We start from the raw sequence: 17083 nt of genomic DNA, 5'->3' as shown, positions 1-17083 counted from the left end.
CAAAAATCAACGCCATATGCTGCGTCAGGGTCAGAATAACCCCGTTGTATTGAGTTTATCGTCGCGATGCAGATAGGCCGAAAGGATCAGGCCGAAACACGACATCGCGGTCAGCATGGCTGTGCCACCGTATGAGATCAGAGGCAACGGCATACCCACGACAGGCAACAGGCCAAGCACCATGGCGACGTTGAAGACGACGTAGAAGGCAACCGTCGCCGTCGCCCCCGCCACTGCGAAGCGGCCAAAATTGCTGGCAGACTGGAACGCGATATAGAGCGACCAGCCGAGCAGGATCGCAAAGCCGACCAGGATGGCGGTCGCGCCCAGGAACCCGAATTCCTCGGCGATCACGGTGAGAATGAAGTCGGTGTGCTGCTCGGGCACATAATCCTGCTGGGACTGAATCCCCTGCAGCCAGCCCTTGCCGTTCAGCCCGCCTGCGCCGATGGCGATCTTCGCCTGCTCGATCTGGTAACTCTCGCCAAGCGATGTCGATGCGCCACTGGACCCGAAAAGCTGCGCCAGGAACGTATCGACCCGTCCGCGCTGATAGGGCTCCAGAACAAACTGGTAGACCGGCCAGACAGCCGCCGCTGCAGCGGCGGCCCCGGCCAGTATAATCCGCCCGGACAGGCCCGCCAGAAACACAACCACACCGCCCGATGCGACAATCGCCAGCGCGGTTCCGAGATCAGGCTGCAGGAAGACAAGCGCGGCTGGAACAAGGATGATGACCGCCGCGCCGATGTGAATGAGGAAACGGGAGCCATTGGCGCCCAGCATGGCGTGATAGTAACGGGCCAGCGCAAGTATCACCGCAAGCTTGGCAAACTCCGACGGCTGGACAGCCACCGGGCCGATCCTCAGCCAGCGTTGCGCCCCGCCCCCGGTCACACCGAAGAACTCCACTGCCAGCAAGAGAAGGATCGTGCCCGCATAGGCCAGCCAGGACAGGTTCATCCACCAGGATAGCGGCAACATCGCCAGCGCGATCATGATGCCGAAGCAGATGACGAACCTGATCAGCTGGAGCTTCCAGAGATGTTGCTCCGCCGGATTGGTATAGGTCGAAGAGTAAAGCATCGCGATGCCGATGAGCGCCATGGCGACGATCAGCAGGATGACTCCCCACGGCAACCGCGCCATCTTGCCAAGCAGGCCGGAAGACGTGCCGTCAAAATTGAGCGAACGGGCGGTGCGCGTGCGCGCCTCCCCCCGGCTGTAACCGCTGAAGCTGCCATCACGGCTCATGTCGGCGTGCCCTCATCAGCGGATGGCTTGATGGAGGCGCTCTTCGTCCATGCCGGTTTACGGCCGCTATTGGTGCGGATGGCGTGGGCCAGAATATCGCGGGCCACCGGCGCTGCAGTTCGCGACCCGCCTTCCCCGTGCTCCACGACGACGGAGATCGCATATTTGGGATTTTCCGCCGGGGCGTAGGCGACGAACAGGGCGTGGTCGCGCAGCTCACGTTCAATGTCTTCGCCTTTGCGGACACCGGTGGCGCGCTCAGCGGCCGTGATGCGGCGAACCTGCGCTGTCCCCGTCTTGCCAGCGAGGCGCGGGCCGCCCAGCCCCAGATCACCAGAGCTGCGCGCGGTGCCGCCCCATTCAGACGTCACGCCATACATGCCTGACTTCATCAGCTTCATGATCTCGGCATCGAGATGCGCATCTAGGACATGCTCGTCGGGATCTTTCGGACCAAGACCGATGAGCTTGGGCTTGAGGGAATGTCCTTCTGTTGCGATACGCGCGGTCATCAGGGCGAGCTGCAATGGCGTCACACCCAGCTGCCCCTGACCGATCCCGAAGTTCAGTGTCTCGCCTTCGTACCAGGGCTCCTTCCGGGCGCGCATTTTCCACTCCGGATCCGGAACCAGTCCGCTGCGGGCACCGGTCATGCCGAGCGACCAGGCTTCCCCGAAACCAAACTTGCGGGCGGTATCTGCAATCGCCTGCGCGCCGGCCCGGCGGGCGACTTCATAGAAGTAGACGTCGCAGGACCCCTTGATACCGCCATGCAGGTCGACCGTCCCGTGACCGCCTTTTTTCCAGCAGTGCCAGGTTCGGTTCCCGAAATGGTAATAGCCGTTGCAATGCACCTTGTCGGTCGGCTTGATCGCGCCGGTCTCAAGGGCCGCTGTCGCCACGACCATCTTGAACGTTGAGCCAGGCGGATACACACCGCCATGGGCTCGCGGATAAAGCGGCGCCCGGGAATCTTCCCGCAGGGCAGCGTAGTCCGTGCCCGAGATGCCATTCACGAAATCATTGGGATCGAAGGCCGGCGTCGAGACCATGGAGAGAATATCGCCGCTCTCGATATCGACCACGACGGCTGCACCGCTTTCGCCCTCGAAACGTTCAATCGCGACACGCTGCAGGTCCATGTCGATCGTGATGAACAGGTCCTTGCCCGCTTCCGGTGCAAGACGTTCATCCGGGATCTGATCGATGACACGGCCTGCGGCATTGGTGACCAGTTTCTTGAAGCCCGGCTTGCCGCGCAGCCACTCCTCGGCGAACCGCTCCATGCCTTGCCGGCCCGTCCGCATGTCCGGATGACGGAACATCCGTTCGATGGTCGTGGCTTCGTCGGATGTCTTGCCTTCGGTCAGCCGTTCCAAATCGTCCTGGCTGGCCCGGGCCACATAACCCAGCACGTGTGCGAAATCCCGTCCGCGCGGATAGGACCGCGTGAGTGCCATCTCGACCTGCACGCCCGGCAGCTCTACCGCATGCACATTCATCCGGGCGAAGTCTTCATAGGACAGTTCGTTTGCGACAATGACCGGCAGGAACGCTGCCCGGCGAAGGCGTGCGCGGCGGATGTCTTCCATGACGCGCTCGACCTGCCCGTCCGACAGTTCGATCAGCTGGCGAATACTGGCAATCGTTGCAGCCGGGTCTTTCAACTGCTCCGGAATGACAGTGACGCGGCCGGCCCGCCGGTGCGAAGCGAGGGGCTTACCGAAGCGGTCGAGAATCCGCCCGCGCTGTGGTGGCGCGAGTTCCAGCTTGATGTGGTTCTCGTTGGCCAGTTCGTCGTACTTCTTGCCCTCCAGGATCTGCAGCTGGAAAAGGCGCGCCACGAGGCCCGCCCAGACAACACCGCCGCCAACGCCTGCCATGAGCATGCGGCGGGAAAATTCCTGATCGGGATGGAAGCCCTTGCTCATGCCGCCTGCCCCGCAGCTTCTCCCGGCTTGCGGCCCAGGTCGAAGACTTTGTGGATCAGCGCATACAGCAGCCCGGTCGTCAGCATCGCAGCAAACAGCGGCAGGATCCGCACCGGATGGTCTTCGAGCGTCGAAGCCATGATCCAGAGCAGCAGGAAGGCTCCGGCGAACAGGAGAACGGTCGCAACGATTGCGATCAATGGCTCGTTCGTAATGTCGAACTGCGCAGAGATGGCCGTGCTGGCCGCATAGGTCATGAGGTTGACGACCTCAAAACTGCCCATGGGGGCGTGAAAGATCACGTCCTGAATACCGCCGAAGATTATGAGGATGATCATGGGGCGGACTGAAAGCCCGACACGGCCCCAGCCGACAGCGCCCCACAGCGCGGCATGCGGCCAGGCAAACGACAATCCGAAGATGTCGTTCCGGGTCAGGCCGAACAGGCCGACAGTGGCGATCAGGAAGGATCCGAATATCAGCCGGGGGGTGGGGCCGGATTTGGCCCAGAGGCTCTGCCTTCGCCGGGTCAGGAAGGAGCCAGGCATCAGCGGCGCGCCCCCTGGGTTGGGCTGGCCACAGCGTCCGGCGCCGGCAAGTCACCCGCTGAGATGGGCCGTTCCACCGTAGGCGGCGGAATAAGCTGGACATAACCGGACGAGCCTTTGCTCATCGCGTATTTCACGCGCCAGTCATTGCCGGATTTGTTCACTTCGCCGACGACCAGGCCGCGGGGATAAGCCCCACCTTCCGAGGATGTGAGGATGCGCTCGCCTTCGATGAAATCGCTCCGCTCGGGCAGGTCGGTCAGCGTCCCGGAACTTGTGGAGCCGCCCTGCATGATCGCGTGCACGCCCGACACTTCGCCGATCACGGGCACCCGGCTGTTGAAGTCCGTCACCAGCAGGATACGGGAGGACCGTTCCCCCAGCTGGATGACACGGCCGACAAGGCCGCCTTCGTTCATCGCGACAGACCCTGATTCCACGCCTTGCGACCGGCCCGCATTGGCGAGCAGTGTCTGCGCGAACGGGCCTTCGCTTTCGGAGGTGACCCGGGCGGTCACGCCGCGCGCTGGCGGCTCACCCATCAGATTGAGAATCTCCTCATACGCTTCCAGCCGGTCCGCCATGGAAATGGCGGCGGCCTTGTAGCGGGAGAGGTCCCGCACTTCGGCTTCGAGTTCGCGGATGCGCTGTTCCTGAGCGGCGCGGCCCGTCAGCCGAGCCCAGAGGCCGATCTGTTCCCCGCCGCCCAGACGGTCACCGACCGAGGCGCGGACTGGGTTGAAAAACTGGCTGATTTGCGGGGCCGACTGCGCAATGATGAGCGCTGCGAACCCAAAAATGAGCACACCAAGGACGAGGCGCTTGGGAGAGCGCCGGACGCCTTTCTGAGCTGACCGGCCCGAACGTGCCATATGGCGGGTCCTCTGGTGTTTCCTTGATTATACCGTCCCTAGACCTCCGGAGAGAGGACGTTTCGCATCTTGGAGAAATTCTCCAGTACATGACCACAACCGTTGACCACGCAGCGCAGCGGATCATCTGCAATCATCACAGGCAATTGCGCCTGTTCGCGGATGACTGCATCGAGATTGCGGAGCAGCGCACCGCCGCCCGTCAGAACGATACCACGATCGACGATGTCGGCGGCCAGTTCCGGCGGCATGGCTTCCAGCGCGATCTTCACGGCGTCGATGATATCGTTGACCGGCTCGGACAGCGCATCGGCGATCATCGCTTCATTGATCTCGGTTTCCTTCGGCACGCCGTCCAGCGTTCCGCGGCCACGTACGGTCAGCGACATGCCTGTGCCGTTTTCCGGCGGCTGGGCCGTACCGATTTCCTTCTTGATCCGTTCGGCAGACATTTCGCCGATCAGGATCTTCTGCTCGCGGCGGAGGTAATTGACGATGGCCTGGTCCATCTTGTCGCCGCCGACGCGGACAGAGCGGGAATAGACGATGCCGCCCAGCGACAGCACAGCCACCTCGGACGTCCCGCCACCGATATCGACCACCATGGAGCCGGCTGGATCGTCGATCGGCAGACCCGCACCGATGGCAGCGGCCATCGGCTCTTCGATCAGGTGCACTTCGCGCGCTCCGGCGGCCAGGGCTGACTGGTGGATGGCGCGGCGCTCAACGCTGGTGGCGGAGCTGGGCACGCAGATGATGATGAGCGGAGACACGAACGCCCGGCGGTTGTGAACCTTCCGGATGAAGTGCTTGATCATTTCCTCGGCGACTTCGAAGTCGGCGATCACGCCATCGCGCATCGGTCGGATGGCTTCCATGTTCACCGGTGTCTTGCCGAGCATGTTCTTGGCTTGCTCGCCGACCGCGTAGACGATCTTGCGGCCGCCTTGCGTCATGTAGGCCACAACGGAGGGCTCATCGAGCTTGACCCCCTGACCTTTCACATAGACCAGCGTATTTGCCGTGCCGAGGTCGATGGCCATGTCCGTAGACAGCATGCCGAGGAGGCTACCAATCATGTCTTACCGCGCTCTTTTCCTGAGCGGCCAGGCGACAAATCCCGGCGCGCGTGTGTAATTCTCTACACAGCCCCATAAACCCATTGCCGTTAACGTGGCTTTAATGCAAGGGACGGCGCGCAGATAAACGGAACGCTCCGTTCTGCTACGCGATTCCCGTTGCTTTTATTGAAGATTCGCGAAGCCCCTACAGATAACGCCCGAACAAATTCGAACGGTGCGTACACCAATGGTAAACAAGAGGTTAGCGAGCCTTAATCTTCCGACTCATTCGGCCGGAATGACCTGCCAGCTATCGGGGTCGAATTCCTGCATGATCGCGGCATATTCGGTCGTCTTGCCGGACCAGTTATTGGTCACTTTCCCGCCTTCGGTCTTGTACCAGCTGGCACAATCGCCTGCCCAGACCGTCTTGCCGAGATCCGCCTGCAGCTTCTCATTATAGGCTTTCATGGCTTCCGGCTTCACGTCCAGCGCCGCCACATTTTCAGCGGCGATCCGGCCAATGGCCTGAAGCACATATTCCAGCTGGCGCTCCACCATCAGGATGATGGAATTATGCCCGAGGTTTGTGTTCGGCCCGTAGAGCAGGAAAAAGTTCGGAAAACCGGGGACGGCCACGCCCTTGTAAGCCTCCGCTCCGTCTTTCCAGACCTCGTTGAGGGATTCCCCTGCCCTGCCATGCACCTGCATTGGGGTCAGGAATTCGGTCGACTGGAACCCCGTTGCGTAGATGATGACATCACAAGCGTGTTCCACGCCATCATCACCGATGACCCCCGTGGGCGTGATTTCCTTCACCCCCTGCCGGATCACTTCGACATTGGGCTGGATCAGCGCGGGATAGTAGTCGTCGGAAATCAGGATGCGTTTGCAGCCCGGTTCAAAGTCCGGCGTCAGCAACGCCCGCATCTTCGGATCCTTCACCTGGTCTTCGAGATGCTTCAGGCACATCTTCTTCATCGACTTCGCCATGCCGTTCTCGCCCTGGTGAAAGGCGGTGAAGCCGAAGTCTGCAAACGCGCGGATGCGCCAGCGATACCAGTTGATCCGCCAGCGCTGCCGGTCGAAGGCACGCTTGTCAGCCTCTGTATATTTACGCTGGCCGCGCGGACGGCACCAGGCTGGTGAGCGCTGGAAGTTGATCAACTTGCCAACCTGCTTCTGGATTTCCGGCACGAACTGGACCGCGCTCGGTCCGTTGCCGATGACGCAGACCGTCTTGCCTGTCAGATCAACCGAATGGTCCCAGCGGGCTGAATGGAAGGACGGGCCTTTGAAACTGTCCTTGCCTTTGAAATCGGGAATAGAGGGAATGTTGAGCTGGCCAAGCCCCGAGATGAGCACATCGGCCGTGTGGGTCGCTCCATCCGACTTTGTCAGCGTCCAGGTACGGCTCGCCTCATCATAGCTGCAGTCGGTGATCTCTGAATTGAAGTGGCAGTGAGGGCGCACGCCGAATTTGTCTGCAAAGTCCTCGAAGTACTGGAGAATCTGCGGTTGCAGCGACCATTTGTAATCCCAGTCAGGATTGAGATCGAAGGAATAGGAATAGAGATGGCTCGGAACATCGCACCCACAGCCCGGATAGGTATTGTCGCGCCAGGTACCGCCAACGCCATCAGACTTCTCGAAAAGGTCGATGTTGGAGTATCCGGCCTCTTTCAGTTTTGCCACCGCAGCCAGCCCGCTCATGCCAGCGCCGAGGACCGCGATACTCAGAGACTTTCCGTCCTTTCCTGATTGCATTCCCTTTTCCTCCACTTGGTCGACTTTTGATCGATAGTGGCATGCGGCGTTTGACCGTCAACACGTCTCGCAAGGGGAAGAGGCCATCAGTTCTGGGGGATGACACGATAGAGCCGGCCGGACGAATTGTTCTCGGGACCGGGCCGAACGGGCTTCAGCCATGTGGGAACCTCCCCGGCGGTCAGACGCGCCAGGAACCCATCGGGCCGAATCTGCTGGAAGGTCGTATTCTCTCCCGCATTCGGACAGAACAGAATGTAATCGATCTGGTTCTTTTCCAGCAGCGCTGGCACCTGATCCGGCGGCAGGCTGAAAGCCTCGAGGCTGGCAGAGATGCCGGCGATGTCACGATGATAGTTCGCATACATCACCGAATGCGGAGTCTCCTCCAGCAGGATGGCACCGATGTTCGCATCCGACAGGATCATGCCGGGCGGCACGGATTCCAAAGCCGCACGCGTTTCATCGGACAGGCAGGATCGCTCCTCTCCAATCGCCGGCGCAGGCGACGGCAGGACCAGCATCACCGGCAAGGCCCAGAGCGTCGGATTCGAGAGGACGAGTGGCAGAAGGTAACCGGCGCGCTGGCCGCCTTCCCTGCGGCCGGCATCGAAGGCGTCTCTCGCCCAGGCAGCACAGGGAATAATCGCAAGGAGGCTGCCAAAGACGTAGAACCGTGTCTGGTACATCATCAGGACCAGAGCGAGTGCCAGCAGAAGGGCAAACATCAGATCCGTGCGGACATCGCGCCGACGCACCAATCCATAGATCGATACCCCGAGTGCGATGAGGCTCGGCCCCATGGCGTAAGCGACAAAGGGCCAGCGACCGCCTGGCTGATCGAACATGGGCCGGGCTTCGATAATGCTGTCGAACCATATCTCGCGCATGTCCGGGGTCAGAACGTCGAGCGGGTTGCCCAGACATTGCGGCCCCTGGAACAGGAACAGCACACCGCACGCCGCGCCGACCGCCACAAGGCCTGCAAAACGGACCACCCGTCCCCGCCCCGACAAGAAGGCAGCACAAAGGGCGAGGCCACCCCCGCCGATGGCCAGGCTGAGAAAGGAAATGATCGACAAGGCATCGCAATAGACTGTGCCCCAGGCCGCTTGTGGTACGGTTGCGAAGAAACAGATGGCAATCGCCCCTGCGAGCGCACTCCCGAACGCCACTGTACCATTGCGGATCTCCGCGCCTCGCCAGGCCCAATCGACCGCATGGAAGGCGCAGAGCACGGCAACGAAAGGATAAAGCTCGATCCCCACGGCCACAGAAAGCGCCAGCATGATGGCGCTGAGCACCATGTTTCGCAAACCTGCCTGACGGTCCAGCGCAGCGCCGACGGCGACAGCGAGAAAACCGAGCTGCAGATTATGGTGGTCGATCGATCCCGCCAGGAAGCGGAAATGCCCCAACAGGATGAACAGGCCGACGATGAAGGTGAAAACCAGCAGCTTTCCGTCACCGATGTTCCGGACAGCCAGCAGCAAGCCACCCAGCAAGATCAGCATACTGATCGGAGGCCAGACCGAGACGGCCCAGGCCAGCGCCATATCCTGTGGCAGGAACAGGTCAAACAGGCCTGTCAGCACAATGATCGGAATGTCTGGTATACGCGACCAGTGCATCAGTGTTCCGCCGTCCGGACCTAGGCGGTACTGATGCAGATCGAACCAGCCCTGCCCTGCGAGCAGGTCACGCACCTGAACCAACCGCATGACATCGTCCCCGTCCGGCCCGGGTTGTCCAAAGCGGCCCCGCAACAGACTCACCACAACGACGCTCAGGAAAATCATTCCAGCCAGGAAGCCTGCCCACAGCTGCTCTGTGCTGAATTTGGAGCCCGAAAATGCCATACCCGCCCTGACCCGCCTGGAATTGGAGCGGTAACCATATGCCGGGCAGGTATAGGAATGCCTAAAGCCCGCAATCCGGCGGCAGGTTCAGACATTTCCGGGCATTGTCCTGTGGAATACCCGGCGCCCCGATTAAGAATACGACGGCGCGAAAACCCCTCGATCCTTAACGCCCCAGAACCCGTCGACGTCCGAGATCAGGCGTGGGTACAACAGATCTGCGGATGAACAGATGGTTAACCGGCACCTGTAAATCGCGTTTCGGCGTGAACTATAACTTATCTGACTTGTGATTATGTGGCCGCATGACCAGTGCGGCGACCCGTTTCACGTTCCTTGACCTGATCCTCTTCGGCTCACCGAAGATCGATGAGAGCGTGCGCGGGCCAATGAACCTGCACATGCTGAGCCGGTTCCAGAAATACAAGATCCCGATCAGTGTCGTGACGCTGATCAATGCGACGATCCTGCTCGCCATGTTTTCGGCAGACTCCGAGTCCGGCTTCTGTCCGATAGCCTTTGCGTGGTGGGTGCCCGTCGCCCTCTATTCCGGGTTCATGTTCTGGAGTGGCTTGCGCCCGCTCGACCTCAGCACAGGACGGGTGCCGTCCGGCCGCTTCGTCAAGCGTGCTGAGATCGGATCATTCATTCTTGGCCTTTGGTGGACGGGCCTGATGCTGACGCCGGTCGCCGAGACTGAAGCCCAGCAGCTGACCATGATCGGCGTGGCCATGGGCATGTGCTGCGGCGTGGTGGGTTTCACCGCTCCAATGGTTGGCGTGGCCGCCCGCTACATGACGGCTGCGACCGTGGTTCAGCTCCTGGCCCTGCTACAGCATCACACCGCGACCGCGATGACGGCAACGCTGTTCGGCCTTGCCCTGTCGATTGCCCTGCTTGTCAGTTCCCGGAACTTCTTCCAGTCCACCCTGGAACTGGTCGAGTCCCGCACGGAAACGGAGCGCGCGCACGACCTTCTGAAACAGTCGCTTGAAACGTCGCGGCACGGATTTGCGATTTTCACCGAAGCGGGCGATCGCCTGGTGGCGAACACCTATCACCAGAACTATTTCCCTGATTTCGTTCCGACGGCGACCGATCTTGGCACAAAGGAAATTTCGGTGAAGGGTAGCGACTGGTTCATCCGGTCCGTCACCCAGTCCGCGAACCGCAACTTCATTGTAACGCACACCAACATCAACCTGCAGAAAGAAACCCAGCGGTCCCTGCTGGCTGCGCAGGAAACGATCAATGACGCCCTGGCCGCCCGGTCGCGCTTCATCTCGCGTGCGTCAACCGACCTTGCCGGCCCGCTGAAATACATCATGACGCTGGCCTCTGCGATGTCGTCTGGGTCGAAGATCGAGTTTTCCCGCGAAGAAATCCGCGGCCACTGCGACAGCATCGACAAGGTCGCCCGCGACCTGCTCGATCTCGTGCGCGACATCGAGGAATATGCCGAAGGCGAAGTCGGTGGTACGTTCTCGAACGAAGCACCGGAAGACCTGCGTGAACTTCTTTCGCCGGAACAGCTCTGGTCTGCCGCAACCTGGGAGAAGTCAACCTTCGACCGGATCAAGGTGTCGATCCCGCAAGATCTCGACGTCGTCATGATCGATGGACCGCGCTTTACTTCGACTGTGGTGAAACTGTTGAAGCGCGCCTCCATGGTTTCGATCGACCCGATCGTGCTGACCTGCACACCAGACGAGGAAGGCCGCATTCATGTTACCATCGTCGACCGCGGCCGCCCGCTGAGCCCGGCTGAAGTCGCCGACTTCTTCGAGCCTTATGGCGACGAAACCCGCCCCGGTGCAGACCAGTACGTGACGCGCGGCCTCGAGCTGGCGCTGATCAAGAAATACCTGAACAGCCAGGGCGCCGAAATCACCGTGCGGCCGCTGAACAAGATCGGTAATGCCATCACGATCACGCTGCCGACTTCGGCCATCGTCGGAAACACTTCCGGCCGGCGCGCTGCAACATCGCTCAAGGCCGAATCAGCGCCTCTTCGCCGGACGGTGAATGGCTGATTTCTGCGCGACGCGCAGCAGTTTTCCTACACAGTCCGCCTAAGCGGCAGCATTCGCCTTGCATCAGCGGCGCAATGGGCTAGTCCTGTCTGCCAATGCTGTTGTGAGTAGTTCAGATGAAGCCGGGCGGAAAGCGGATCGCCATTCTCGGCGCAGGTCCAGCTGGCCTGACGATCGCTCGACTCCTGATGGAGCAGAGCGACCATTCCGTCACCCTGTTCGAGAAATCCCACCGGGTTGGCGGCAAGTCCCTGAGCGTGCGCCAGGGCGAGGATCTGATCGAGTTCGGCACGTGTTACACCATCATGTCTCACCGCCGCGTGATGGACTGGATGCGCGAACAGGGCATCACCATCCAACAGATCGTCCCACACAAGATCGATGGCATACCGGCGCGGGATTTCTTCAATTCCGGCCCCGGCGCTCCGCTCGCCGTGCAGGGCATCACCTATGTCATGGCCCGCCGGAAACTCCTGAAAGCATTGCAATCCGATTCGCCACCACAGCGCGCGCTCGAGGAAGCTGCGACCCCCACCGTCGACTGGCTGCGTGCGCGTAATCTGGGCAAGATCGAGAAGATGATGATGCGCACGGTCACCGGCATGGGATACGGCGACCTGAAGACCGTGCCGATTATCCACGCCATGCGCTGGGTGGACATGGACCTGATCCTCTCCGGAACGCTGAACAAGATCTACATGCCCGTGGAAGGCTGGAGCGAATTCTGGGAACGCCTGGCCAAGCCCATGGATATTCGTCTGGAAAGCCATGTCCGGCATATCGACCGGTCAGGCGACCAGCACCTCGTCGTTCTGGATGATGGAACGGAAGAGAAATTTGACGCCCTGATCTGCGCCATGCCGGTCGACCGGTTCTCTGCCCTGCTGGAGCCAACCGAATCGGAGCGTGTGGTCGGCGATGCCATTCATTGGGGCGGCTATGCGACCACGCTGATTTCATCCGAAGACTGGTTCCAGGAACAAATCGAATATTACAGCGAGACCTGCCTGCCGGGCGTGGAGCCCGGCTTGCTGATGTCCGCCCGGCGCGAAGGCTATGATGCTGGCCTGGGCGGCCACCTCTACATCGCCAACCAGCTGCCCGGTGACTATACAGGGCCGGAACTGATCGAGATCCTGCGCGAGGAAGTCACTAAGCGCGGCGGCAGTATCAATGCCGTCATCCAGCAGGAAATCTGGGAGTATTTCGCCGAATACGATCCCGACGCGATCAAGAAGGGCCTGATCGCCCGGATGCGCCAGATGCAGGGCGAACGGAAGACCTGGTACACAGGCTCTACCTTCTCCCATGAATCTGTCGCCAATATCTGCATCCACAATGAAGCTCTCGTACCGCAGATGCTGAAGGCACTTGGGTGACCAATTTCCAGAATAAAACGGAGAAAACGCCATGTGCGGCCTGATCGCAGGAATCGGGAAAGTGTCGCTTGCGACGCTGGACAAAGCAGTCGCCACACTCACCCACCGGGGGCCGGAGTCCTCAGCAACCTGGGTGTCGGACAACCAGTCCATGTTCCTGGGGCATACGCGCCTGTCGATCATCGGCCTCGACAATGGCGCACAGCCGATTAGCAACGCAGACGGCAATGTCCACATTGTCGTGAATGGCGAGTTCTACGGATACAAGGACATCCGCAACCGGCTGCTGTCCGAGGGAGTCGCGTTCAAGACGGAATCCGATAGTGAGATCGCGCTTCACCTCTACCTGCGCTATGGCCTGCAAGCGCTGAAGGAACTTCGCGGCGAGTTCTCCATTGTAATCGCCGACGAGCGCCAGAACTGCCTGATCGCCATTCGCGACCGGTTCGGCATCAAGCCCCTGTTCTACACAATTCATCAGGGAGCTGTGTATTTCGCATCCGAGATCAAGGCCCTGCTGGCCCTCGGCGTCCCAGCGCGCTGGGACCTTGAAACCGCCTTCTATGACGGCTTTCTTTTCCGCGACCATGCCCGCACCCTGTTCAAGGACATACGGTCCGTGCCGCAAGGCCAGTATGCCATTGCGACGCCCGGTGACCTCAGACTCTACACCTATTGGGACTGGGACTTTCCGACCGAGGCAGCGCTCTCGATCGACGGGCGCAGCGACGAGGAATGCATCGAGGAATTCCGCGCAATCCTGATGGAATCTATCCAGGACCGCCTTGTCGCGGATGTGCCGGTCGCCTGCTACCTCAGCGGCGGCATCGATTCCTGCGCCGTGCTCGGCTTTGCACAGCAAGGCCTGTCACGGCCGATCGAGTGCTACACGCTCGCTTTCGACGACGAGCTCTACAATGAAGCGCCGATCGCGGAGAAACAGGCGGCGTTCGCGGGGGCGAACTACAATCCGATCATCGTCGGGCGCAAGGATCTCGCCGCCGCCTATTCCGATGCGGTCTGGCACGCAGAAACGCCGTTCGTGAACGCCAATGGTGTCGCGAAATTCCTGCTCAGCCGCGCGGTCAACCAGCGCGGCATAAAGGTTGTCCTCACCGGTGAAGGCGCTGATGAAATGCTGGGCGGCTACCTGCCCTTCAAGCGCGACGCGATCCTGCAGCATGGCAATGGCCGCAGCGAGGCGGAATCCCAGGCCATGATCGATCAGATCTTCGAATCGAACCCTGCCGCCCGCGCGATCTTCATGCGCGAAGGCGCAGACGATCCGGCGATCAAGGAAGTCGCTACCCGCCTCGGTTGGGTCCCCTCCTTCATGGAAACCTATGGCCAGCTCGGCCGCATCTCGTCCGGCCTCTATCGCGATGAGATGATGGGAGGAATTCACCCGTCATCGAATCCGTTCACCTATGTCATGGACCGCCTGCCGGTGAGCCAGGCCCTCGATGGCCGCTCCCGCCTGAATCAGGCGCTGTACCTGAACTCGAAAACCCATATGGCGAATTTCATTCTCACTTTCCTGGGTGACCGGATGGAGATGGCGCACTCCGTGGAAGGGCGCGTCCCTATGCTGGACCACCGCCTCGCCGAATGCGCTGCGCGCCTTCCCATCCACATGAAAGTCCGTGGAACGACGGAAAAACATGTGCTCCGCGAAGCCGCAAGAGATGTCATCATCGAGGATGTCTACACCCGCGAGAAACACCCTTTCCTGGCGCCGCCCGTTACAGACGCGGAAGACCCGATGATGCAAATGTACGAGGACGTCTTCGCCTCCAAAGCTCTGGAAGAACAACCCGTCATCGATCCGGAGCGGGCCCGTAATGCACTGAACATGGTGAAGATGCTGCAGGGCGAGCAGAAGATCGCTTTCGAAGGCCTGATCCACAAAGTCGCCAGTATCACGCTGATGCAGGAACGCTTCGGCATGACTTAAATCATAATGTTCTGAAGTGCGCTCTAATCGAGCTCCTCTCTTCGGAGGGTTTTCTAATTAGGCCTAAGAAAATCCGCTTTTAAAAAATATGAATTCGGCCTTGTTCGCACCGCGAGCACACTTTTTTCTGAGACTCTGTGCGAAAGTTACTCGCAAGCAATACAGCCCAACCGGGTCACAGCATAATCGCATTTATGGCGGACAAACAGGCGAAAAATCTGCCAAATACATACTATAGTACATAACGCTAAGACTCGTTTCCACCTATCCTAACCGTGAAGATATGTAACCACTGGCGCCGTACTCGTCGCGCGCGGTTGGAAGGGAACAACACATGCTTAGCAAAGCAGAATATCATTTGTTTGCGAAACACACTTCATCTCGGGTGTGTGACTTCGGTAATTCTCACACTGACGCAGCAGCCTCTGTCTGTGCCGAATGGCTCAACCGACATGCCGATCAAAGAAAACTCTTAGAGCGGTGGGATAAACTCGAGGCGTTTTTGATGCATGAACACAATCTGTTTGAGCTGGATGAGCACGAGCGCGCCGCCTTCTTTGAAGCAACGCCATTGGAAATTATCGGCAATCGCATTGATGAGCTTCATGCACTGAACAAGAAACTACTCCATCAAGTATCGGAGTCGGAGGCAACCACGACGCATGGACTGATAAGCAAACTGCTTGTTGCATTGGCGCTGGCTCATCCGGATGAAAACAGAGACGTCCATCTGCTCCTTTGTAGCATTCTAAATGACATTGACCCGAATGCGCTGACAAATGAGGACTGGCGACCCAGTTGAAACTCGATTGAAGACTGTCTGATACGACCGTATCCGGAATAACGCCTGCAAACCCGTCGCGACAGCCAAATAATATCAAGCTTCTGGCGCGCACCCATACTATGTAAACAAAGCCTTGCCGGCGGGGACCAAGTTTCACCCCTCGCCCAAGGCCAGCAGAAACCAAGATCGGTTACCCATTACTCTGAAGTCCGGGATCAGCCCGGCAAGGAAGAGCTGGGGTTCCTCGTGTCTATCGCGCATCTGCCGCTATCCGCGATCATTTCCGTTACCGCCGCCGGGCTGGCAGTCGCCGTATGGCGCTACCGCAGCACAATCCTGCGCATCCGGCTCGCCCCGACGCTCTTCTCCGGTGCACGCCAGGACTGGACGTTCAGCCACATCGCCGAGATTTTCCCAACCGTGGAAATTCCGGCCGCCACGCACCGCACGCCCTTCCCCGAAGCGGCATACCAAGACCTGCCGGTAACATTCGAGTTTGAGGGACAGGCCTGGGACACGGACGCCTTCCTGGAAAACACCGATACCGCCGCTATGCTTGTCCTGAAGGATGGCGAGATCGTCCACGAGACCTATGCCGGCGCTGGTGGACGCACGCAGGACTGGCTGTCCTGGTCCGTCGCCAAGAGCTTCGTGTCCGCCCTCGTCGGCATTGCCATCGAAGAAGGTCACATCCACTCGATCTACGATCCGGTGACCGACCATGTGCCGGCCCTTAAAGGCTCAGCCTATGACGGCGTCACCATCAAGCAGGTCCTGCAGATGTGCTCCGGCGCGTCGTGGAATGAGGACTACAGCGACTGGAAATCGGATATCAACCGCTTTGCCCGCACCTTCGCGCTGGGTGGCTCACTGACCGATTTCGCCCGCTCGCTAGCCCCCGCGCGCAAGCCCGGCATGTACCGGCTCTACAATTCCATCGACACGCAGGTGCTCGGCATGCTGGTCGCCGCCTCCACCGGCAAATCGCTCGCCGCCTACATGCAGGAAAAACTGTGGGAGCCACTCGGCGCCGAAAGCCCGGCACGCTGGATCGTAGATAAAGACGGTGTGGAAATGGCCTTCGGCGGCCTTACCGCCACAGCGCGCGACTATGCCAAGCTGGGTGAACTCTACCGCAACCGTGGCAACTGGCACGGCAAACAGATCGTACCGGAAGCCTGGGTCGACAAATCTCTGGCCCCGGACATGCCGCACCTGATGCCGGGTGGCTTCGCCCTGCCGGATGCGCCGTCAGGCTACGGCCAGTCGCTCGGCTATGGTTTCCAGTGGTGGGTGCTTAGCACCGCACCGCTCGAGTTCTGTGCCATGGGTGTCTACAATGAATTCATCTATGTCGATCCCGCGCGGGCGATCACCATTGTGAAGCTTTCCTCCAACCGAGACTATGGCGTGAAGCCGGATGAGAGACACGCCAAGGAACTGAAGACGATCGAGTTCCTGCGGGCGGTTGCGCGCGACGTGGCGGATGCAGTTCCGGAAGTTGAGAAGCGGACCGGGACGGCGGGGTAGCGCTTGCTGGCGCAGCGCGCATTCAAACCCAGTCAGCAAAGCTGATTTTCGGTCCTGTGGATCGAAAAAATGGGTTTGATTGGTGGGCGGTAACGGGCTCGAACCGCTGAC

The 17083-nt window shown here is 60.1% G+C and carries 12 protein-coding genes; 5 read left to right on the top strand and 7 right to left on the bottom strand.

Going from position 1 to position 17083, the window contains the following annotated elements:
• Positions 1 to 30: 30 nt before the first annotated feature.
• From rodA to HY26_RS06465, 7 genes are all read right to left on the bottom strand, one after another.
• Positions 31 to 1254, bottom strand: a complete 1224-nt coding sequence (gene rodA / locus HY26_RS06495) for a rod shape-determining protein RodA (RefSeq protein ID WP_199288542.1) — start codon at positions 1252 to 1254, stop codon at positions 31 to 33.
• On the bottom strand, positions 1251 to 3185 hold the full coding sequence (gene mrdA / locus HY26_RS06490) for a penicillin-binding protein 2 (RefSeq protein ID WP_034763240.1): 1935 nt from the start codon (positions 3183 to 3185) through the stop codon (positions 1251 to 1253). Before mrdA ends, rodA begins: the two co-directional genes overlap by 4 nt.
• Entirely contained in the window at positions 3182 to 3733 is a 552-nt protein-coding gene (locus HY26_RS06485) for a hypothetical protein (RefSeq protein WP_034763237.1), read from the bottom strand. Before HY26_RS06485 ends, mrdA begins: the two co-directional genes overlap by 4 nt.
• Positions 3733 to 4605 (bottom strand): rod shape-determining protein MreC, encoded by an 873-nt coding sequence (mreC, locus tag HY26_RS06480; RefSeq protein WP_051599695.1) that lies wholly within the window; start codon positions 4603 to 4605, stop codon positions 3733 to 3735. Before mreC ends, HY26_RS06485 begins: the two co-directional genes overlap by 1 nt.
• A gap of 38 nt (positions 4606 to 4643) precedes the next feature.
• Positions 4644 to 5684, bottom strand: coding sequence for a rod shape-determining protein (locus HY26_RS06475; protein WP_034763228.1), 1041 nt, complete (start codon positions 5682 to 5684; stop codon positions 4644 to 4646).
• A 267-nt stretch (positions 5685 to 5951) separates the two neighbouring features.
• Positions 5952 to 7433, bottom strand: a complete 1482-nt coding sequence (locus tag HY26_RS06470) for an NAD(P)/FAD-dependent oxidoreductase (RefSeq protein ID WP_112073152.1) — start codon at positions 7431 to 7433, stop codon at positions 5952 to 5954.
• An 86-nt stretch (positions 7434 to 7519) separates the two neighbouring features.
• Positions 7520 to 9292, bottom strand: a complete 1773-nt coding sequence (locus HY26_RS06465; RefSeq protein ID WP_112073150.1) for a hypothetical protein — start codon at positions 9290 to 9292, stop codon at positions 7520 to 7522.
• A gap of 305 nt (positions 9293 to 9597) precedes the next feature.
• Here HY26_RS06465 and HY26_RS06460 point away from each other — a divergent pair, with 305 nt between their 5' ends.
• The 5 genes from HY26_RS06460 (at position 9598) to HY26_RS06445 (ending at position 16972) form a co-directional block, all read left to right on the top strand.
• The gene (locus HY26_RS06460; protein WP_112073148.1) at positions 9598 to 11325 is read left to right on the top strand and encodes a sensor histidine kinase KdpD; all 1728 of its coding nucleotides are present in this window, start codon (positions 9598 to 9600) and stop codon (positions 11323 to 11325) included.
• Positions 11326 to 11441: 116 nt separating this feature from the next.
• Complete coding sequence (locus HY26_RS06455; protein WP_112073147.1) at positions 11442 to 12704, top strand: FAD-dependent oxidoreductase; 1263 nt, start codon at positions 11442 to 11444, stop codon at positions 12702 to 12704.
• A gap of 31 nt (positions 12705 to 12735) precedes the next feature.
• Positions 12736 to 14658 carry an asparagine synthase (glutamine-hydrolyzing) gene (gene asnB / locus HY26_RS06450; protein ID WP_112073146.1) on the top strand — a complete coding sequence of 641 codons (1923 nt, stop codon included), beginning with the start codon at positions 12736 to 12738 and terminating at the stop codon, positions 14656 to 14658.
• A gap of 334 nt (positions 14659 to 14992) precedes the next feature.
• Complete coding sequence (locus HY26_RS18845; RefSeq protein ID WP_146740191.1) at positions 14993 to 15460, top strand: hypothetical protein; 468 nt, start codon at positions 14993 to 14995, stop codon at positions 15458 to 15460.
• Between the two features lie 228 nt (positions 15461 to 15688).
• Positions 15689 to 16972, top strand: a complete 1284-nt coding sequence (locus HY26_RS06445; protein WP_233351550.1) for a serine hydrolase — start codon at positions 15689 to 15691, stop codon at positions 16970 to 16972.
• Positions 16973 to 17083: the final 111 nt, after the last annotated feature.

The sequence above is a fragment of the Hyphomonas sp. GM-8P genome, assembly GCF_003263315.1.
Lineage (GTDB): Bacteria > Pseudomonadota > Alphaproteobacteria > Caulobacterales > Hyphomonadaceae > Hyphomonas.
This window is presented reverse-complemented; position numbering and strand designations above follow the sequence as displayed.

Excerpts from the sequence above, each read along its gene's own strand:
- rodA (WP_199288542.1), bottom strand. The coding sequence starts at position 1,254 with ATGAGCCGTGATGGCAGCTTCAGCGGTTACAGCCGGGGGGAGGCGCGC.
- mrdA (WP_034763240.1), bottom strand. The coding sequence starts at position 3,185 with ATGAGCAAGGGCTTCCATCCCGATCAGGAATTTTCCCGCCGCATGCTC.
- HY26_RS06485 (WP_034763237.1), bottom strand. The coding sequence starts at position 3,733 with ATGCCTGGCTCCTTCCTGACCCGGCGAAGGCAGAGCCTCTGGGCCAAA.
- mreC (WP_051599695.1), bottom strand. The coding sequence starts at position 4,605 with ATGGCACGTTCGGGCCGGTCAGCTCAGAAAGGCGTCCGGCGCTCTCCC.
- HY26_RS06475 (WP_034763228.1), bottom strand. The coding sequence starts at position 5,684 with ATGATTGGTAGCCTCCTCGGCATGCTGTCTACGGACATGGCCATCGAC.
- HY26_RS06470 (WP_112073152.1), bottom strand. The coding sequence starts at position 7,433 with ATGCAATCAGGAAAGGACGGAAAGTCTCTGAGTATCGCGGTCCTCGGC.
- HY26_RS06465 (WP_112073150.1), bottom strand. The coding sequence starts at position 9,292 with ATGGCATTTTCGGGCTCCAAATTCAGCACAGAGCAGCTGTGGGCAGGC.
- HY26_RS06460 (WP_112073148.1), top strand. The coding sequence starts at position 9,598 with ATGACCAGTGCGGCGACCCGTTTCACGTTCCTTGACCTGATCCTCTTC.
- HY26_RS06455 (WP_112073147.1), top strand. The coding sequence starts at position 11,442 with ATGAAGCCGGGCGGAAAGCGGATCGCCATTCTCGGCGCAGGTCCAGCT.
- asnB (WP_112073146.1), top strand. The coding sequence starts at position 12,736 with ATGTGCGGCCTGATCGCAGGAATCGGGAAAGTGTCGCTTGCGACGCTG.
- HY26_RS18845 (WP_146740191.1), top strand. The coding sequence starts at position 14,993 with ATGCTTAGCAAAGCAGAATATCATTTGTTTGCGAAACACACTTCATCT.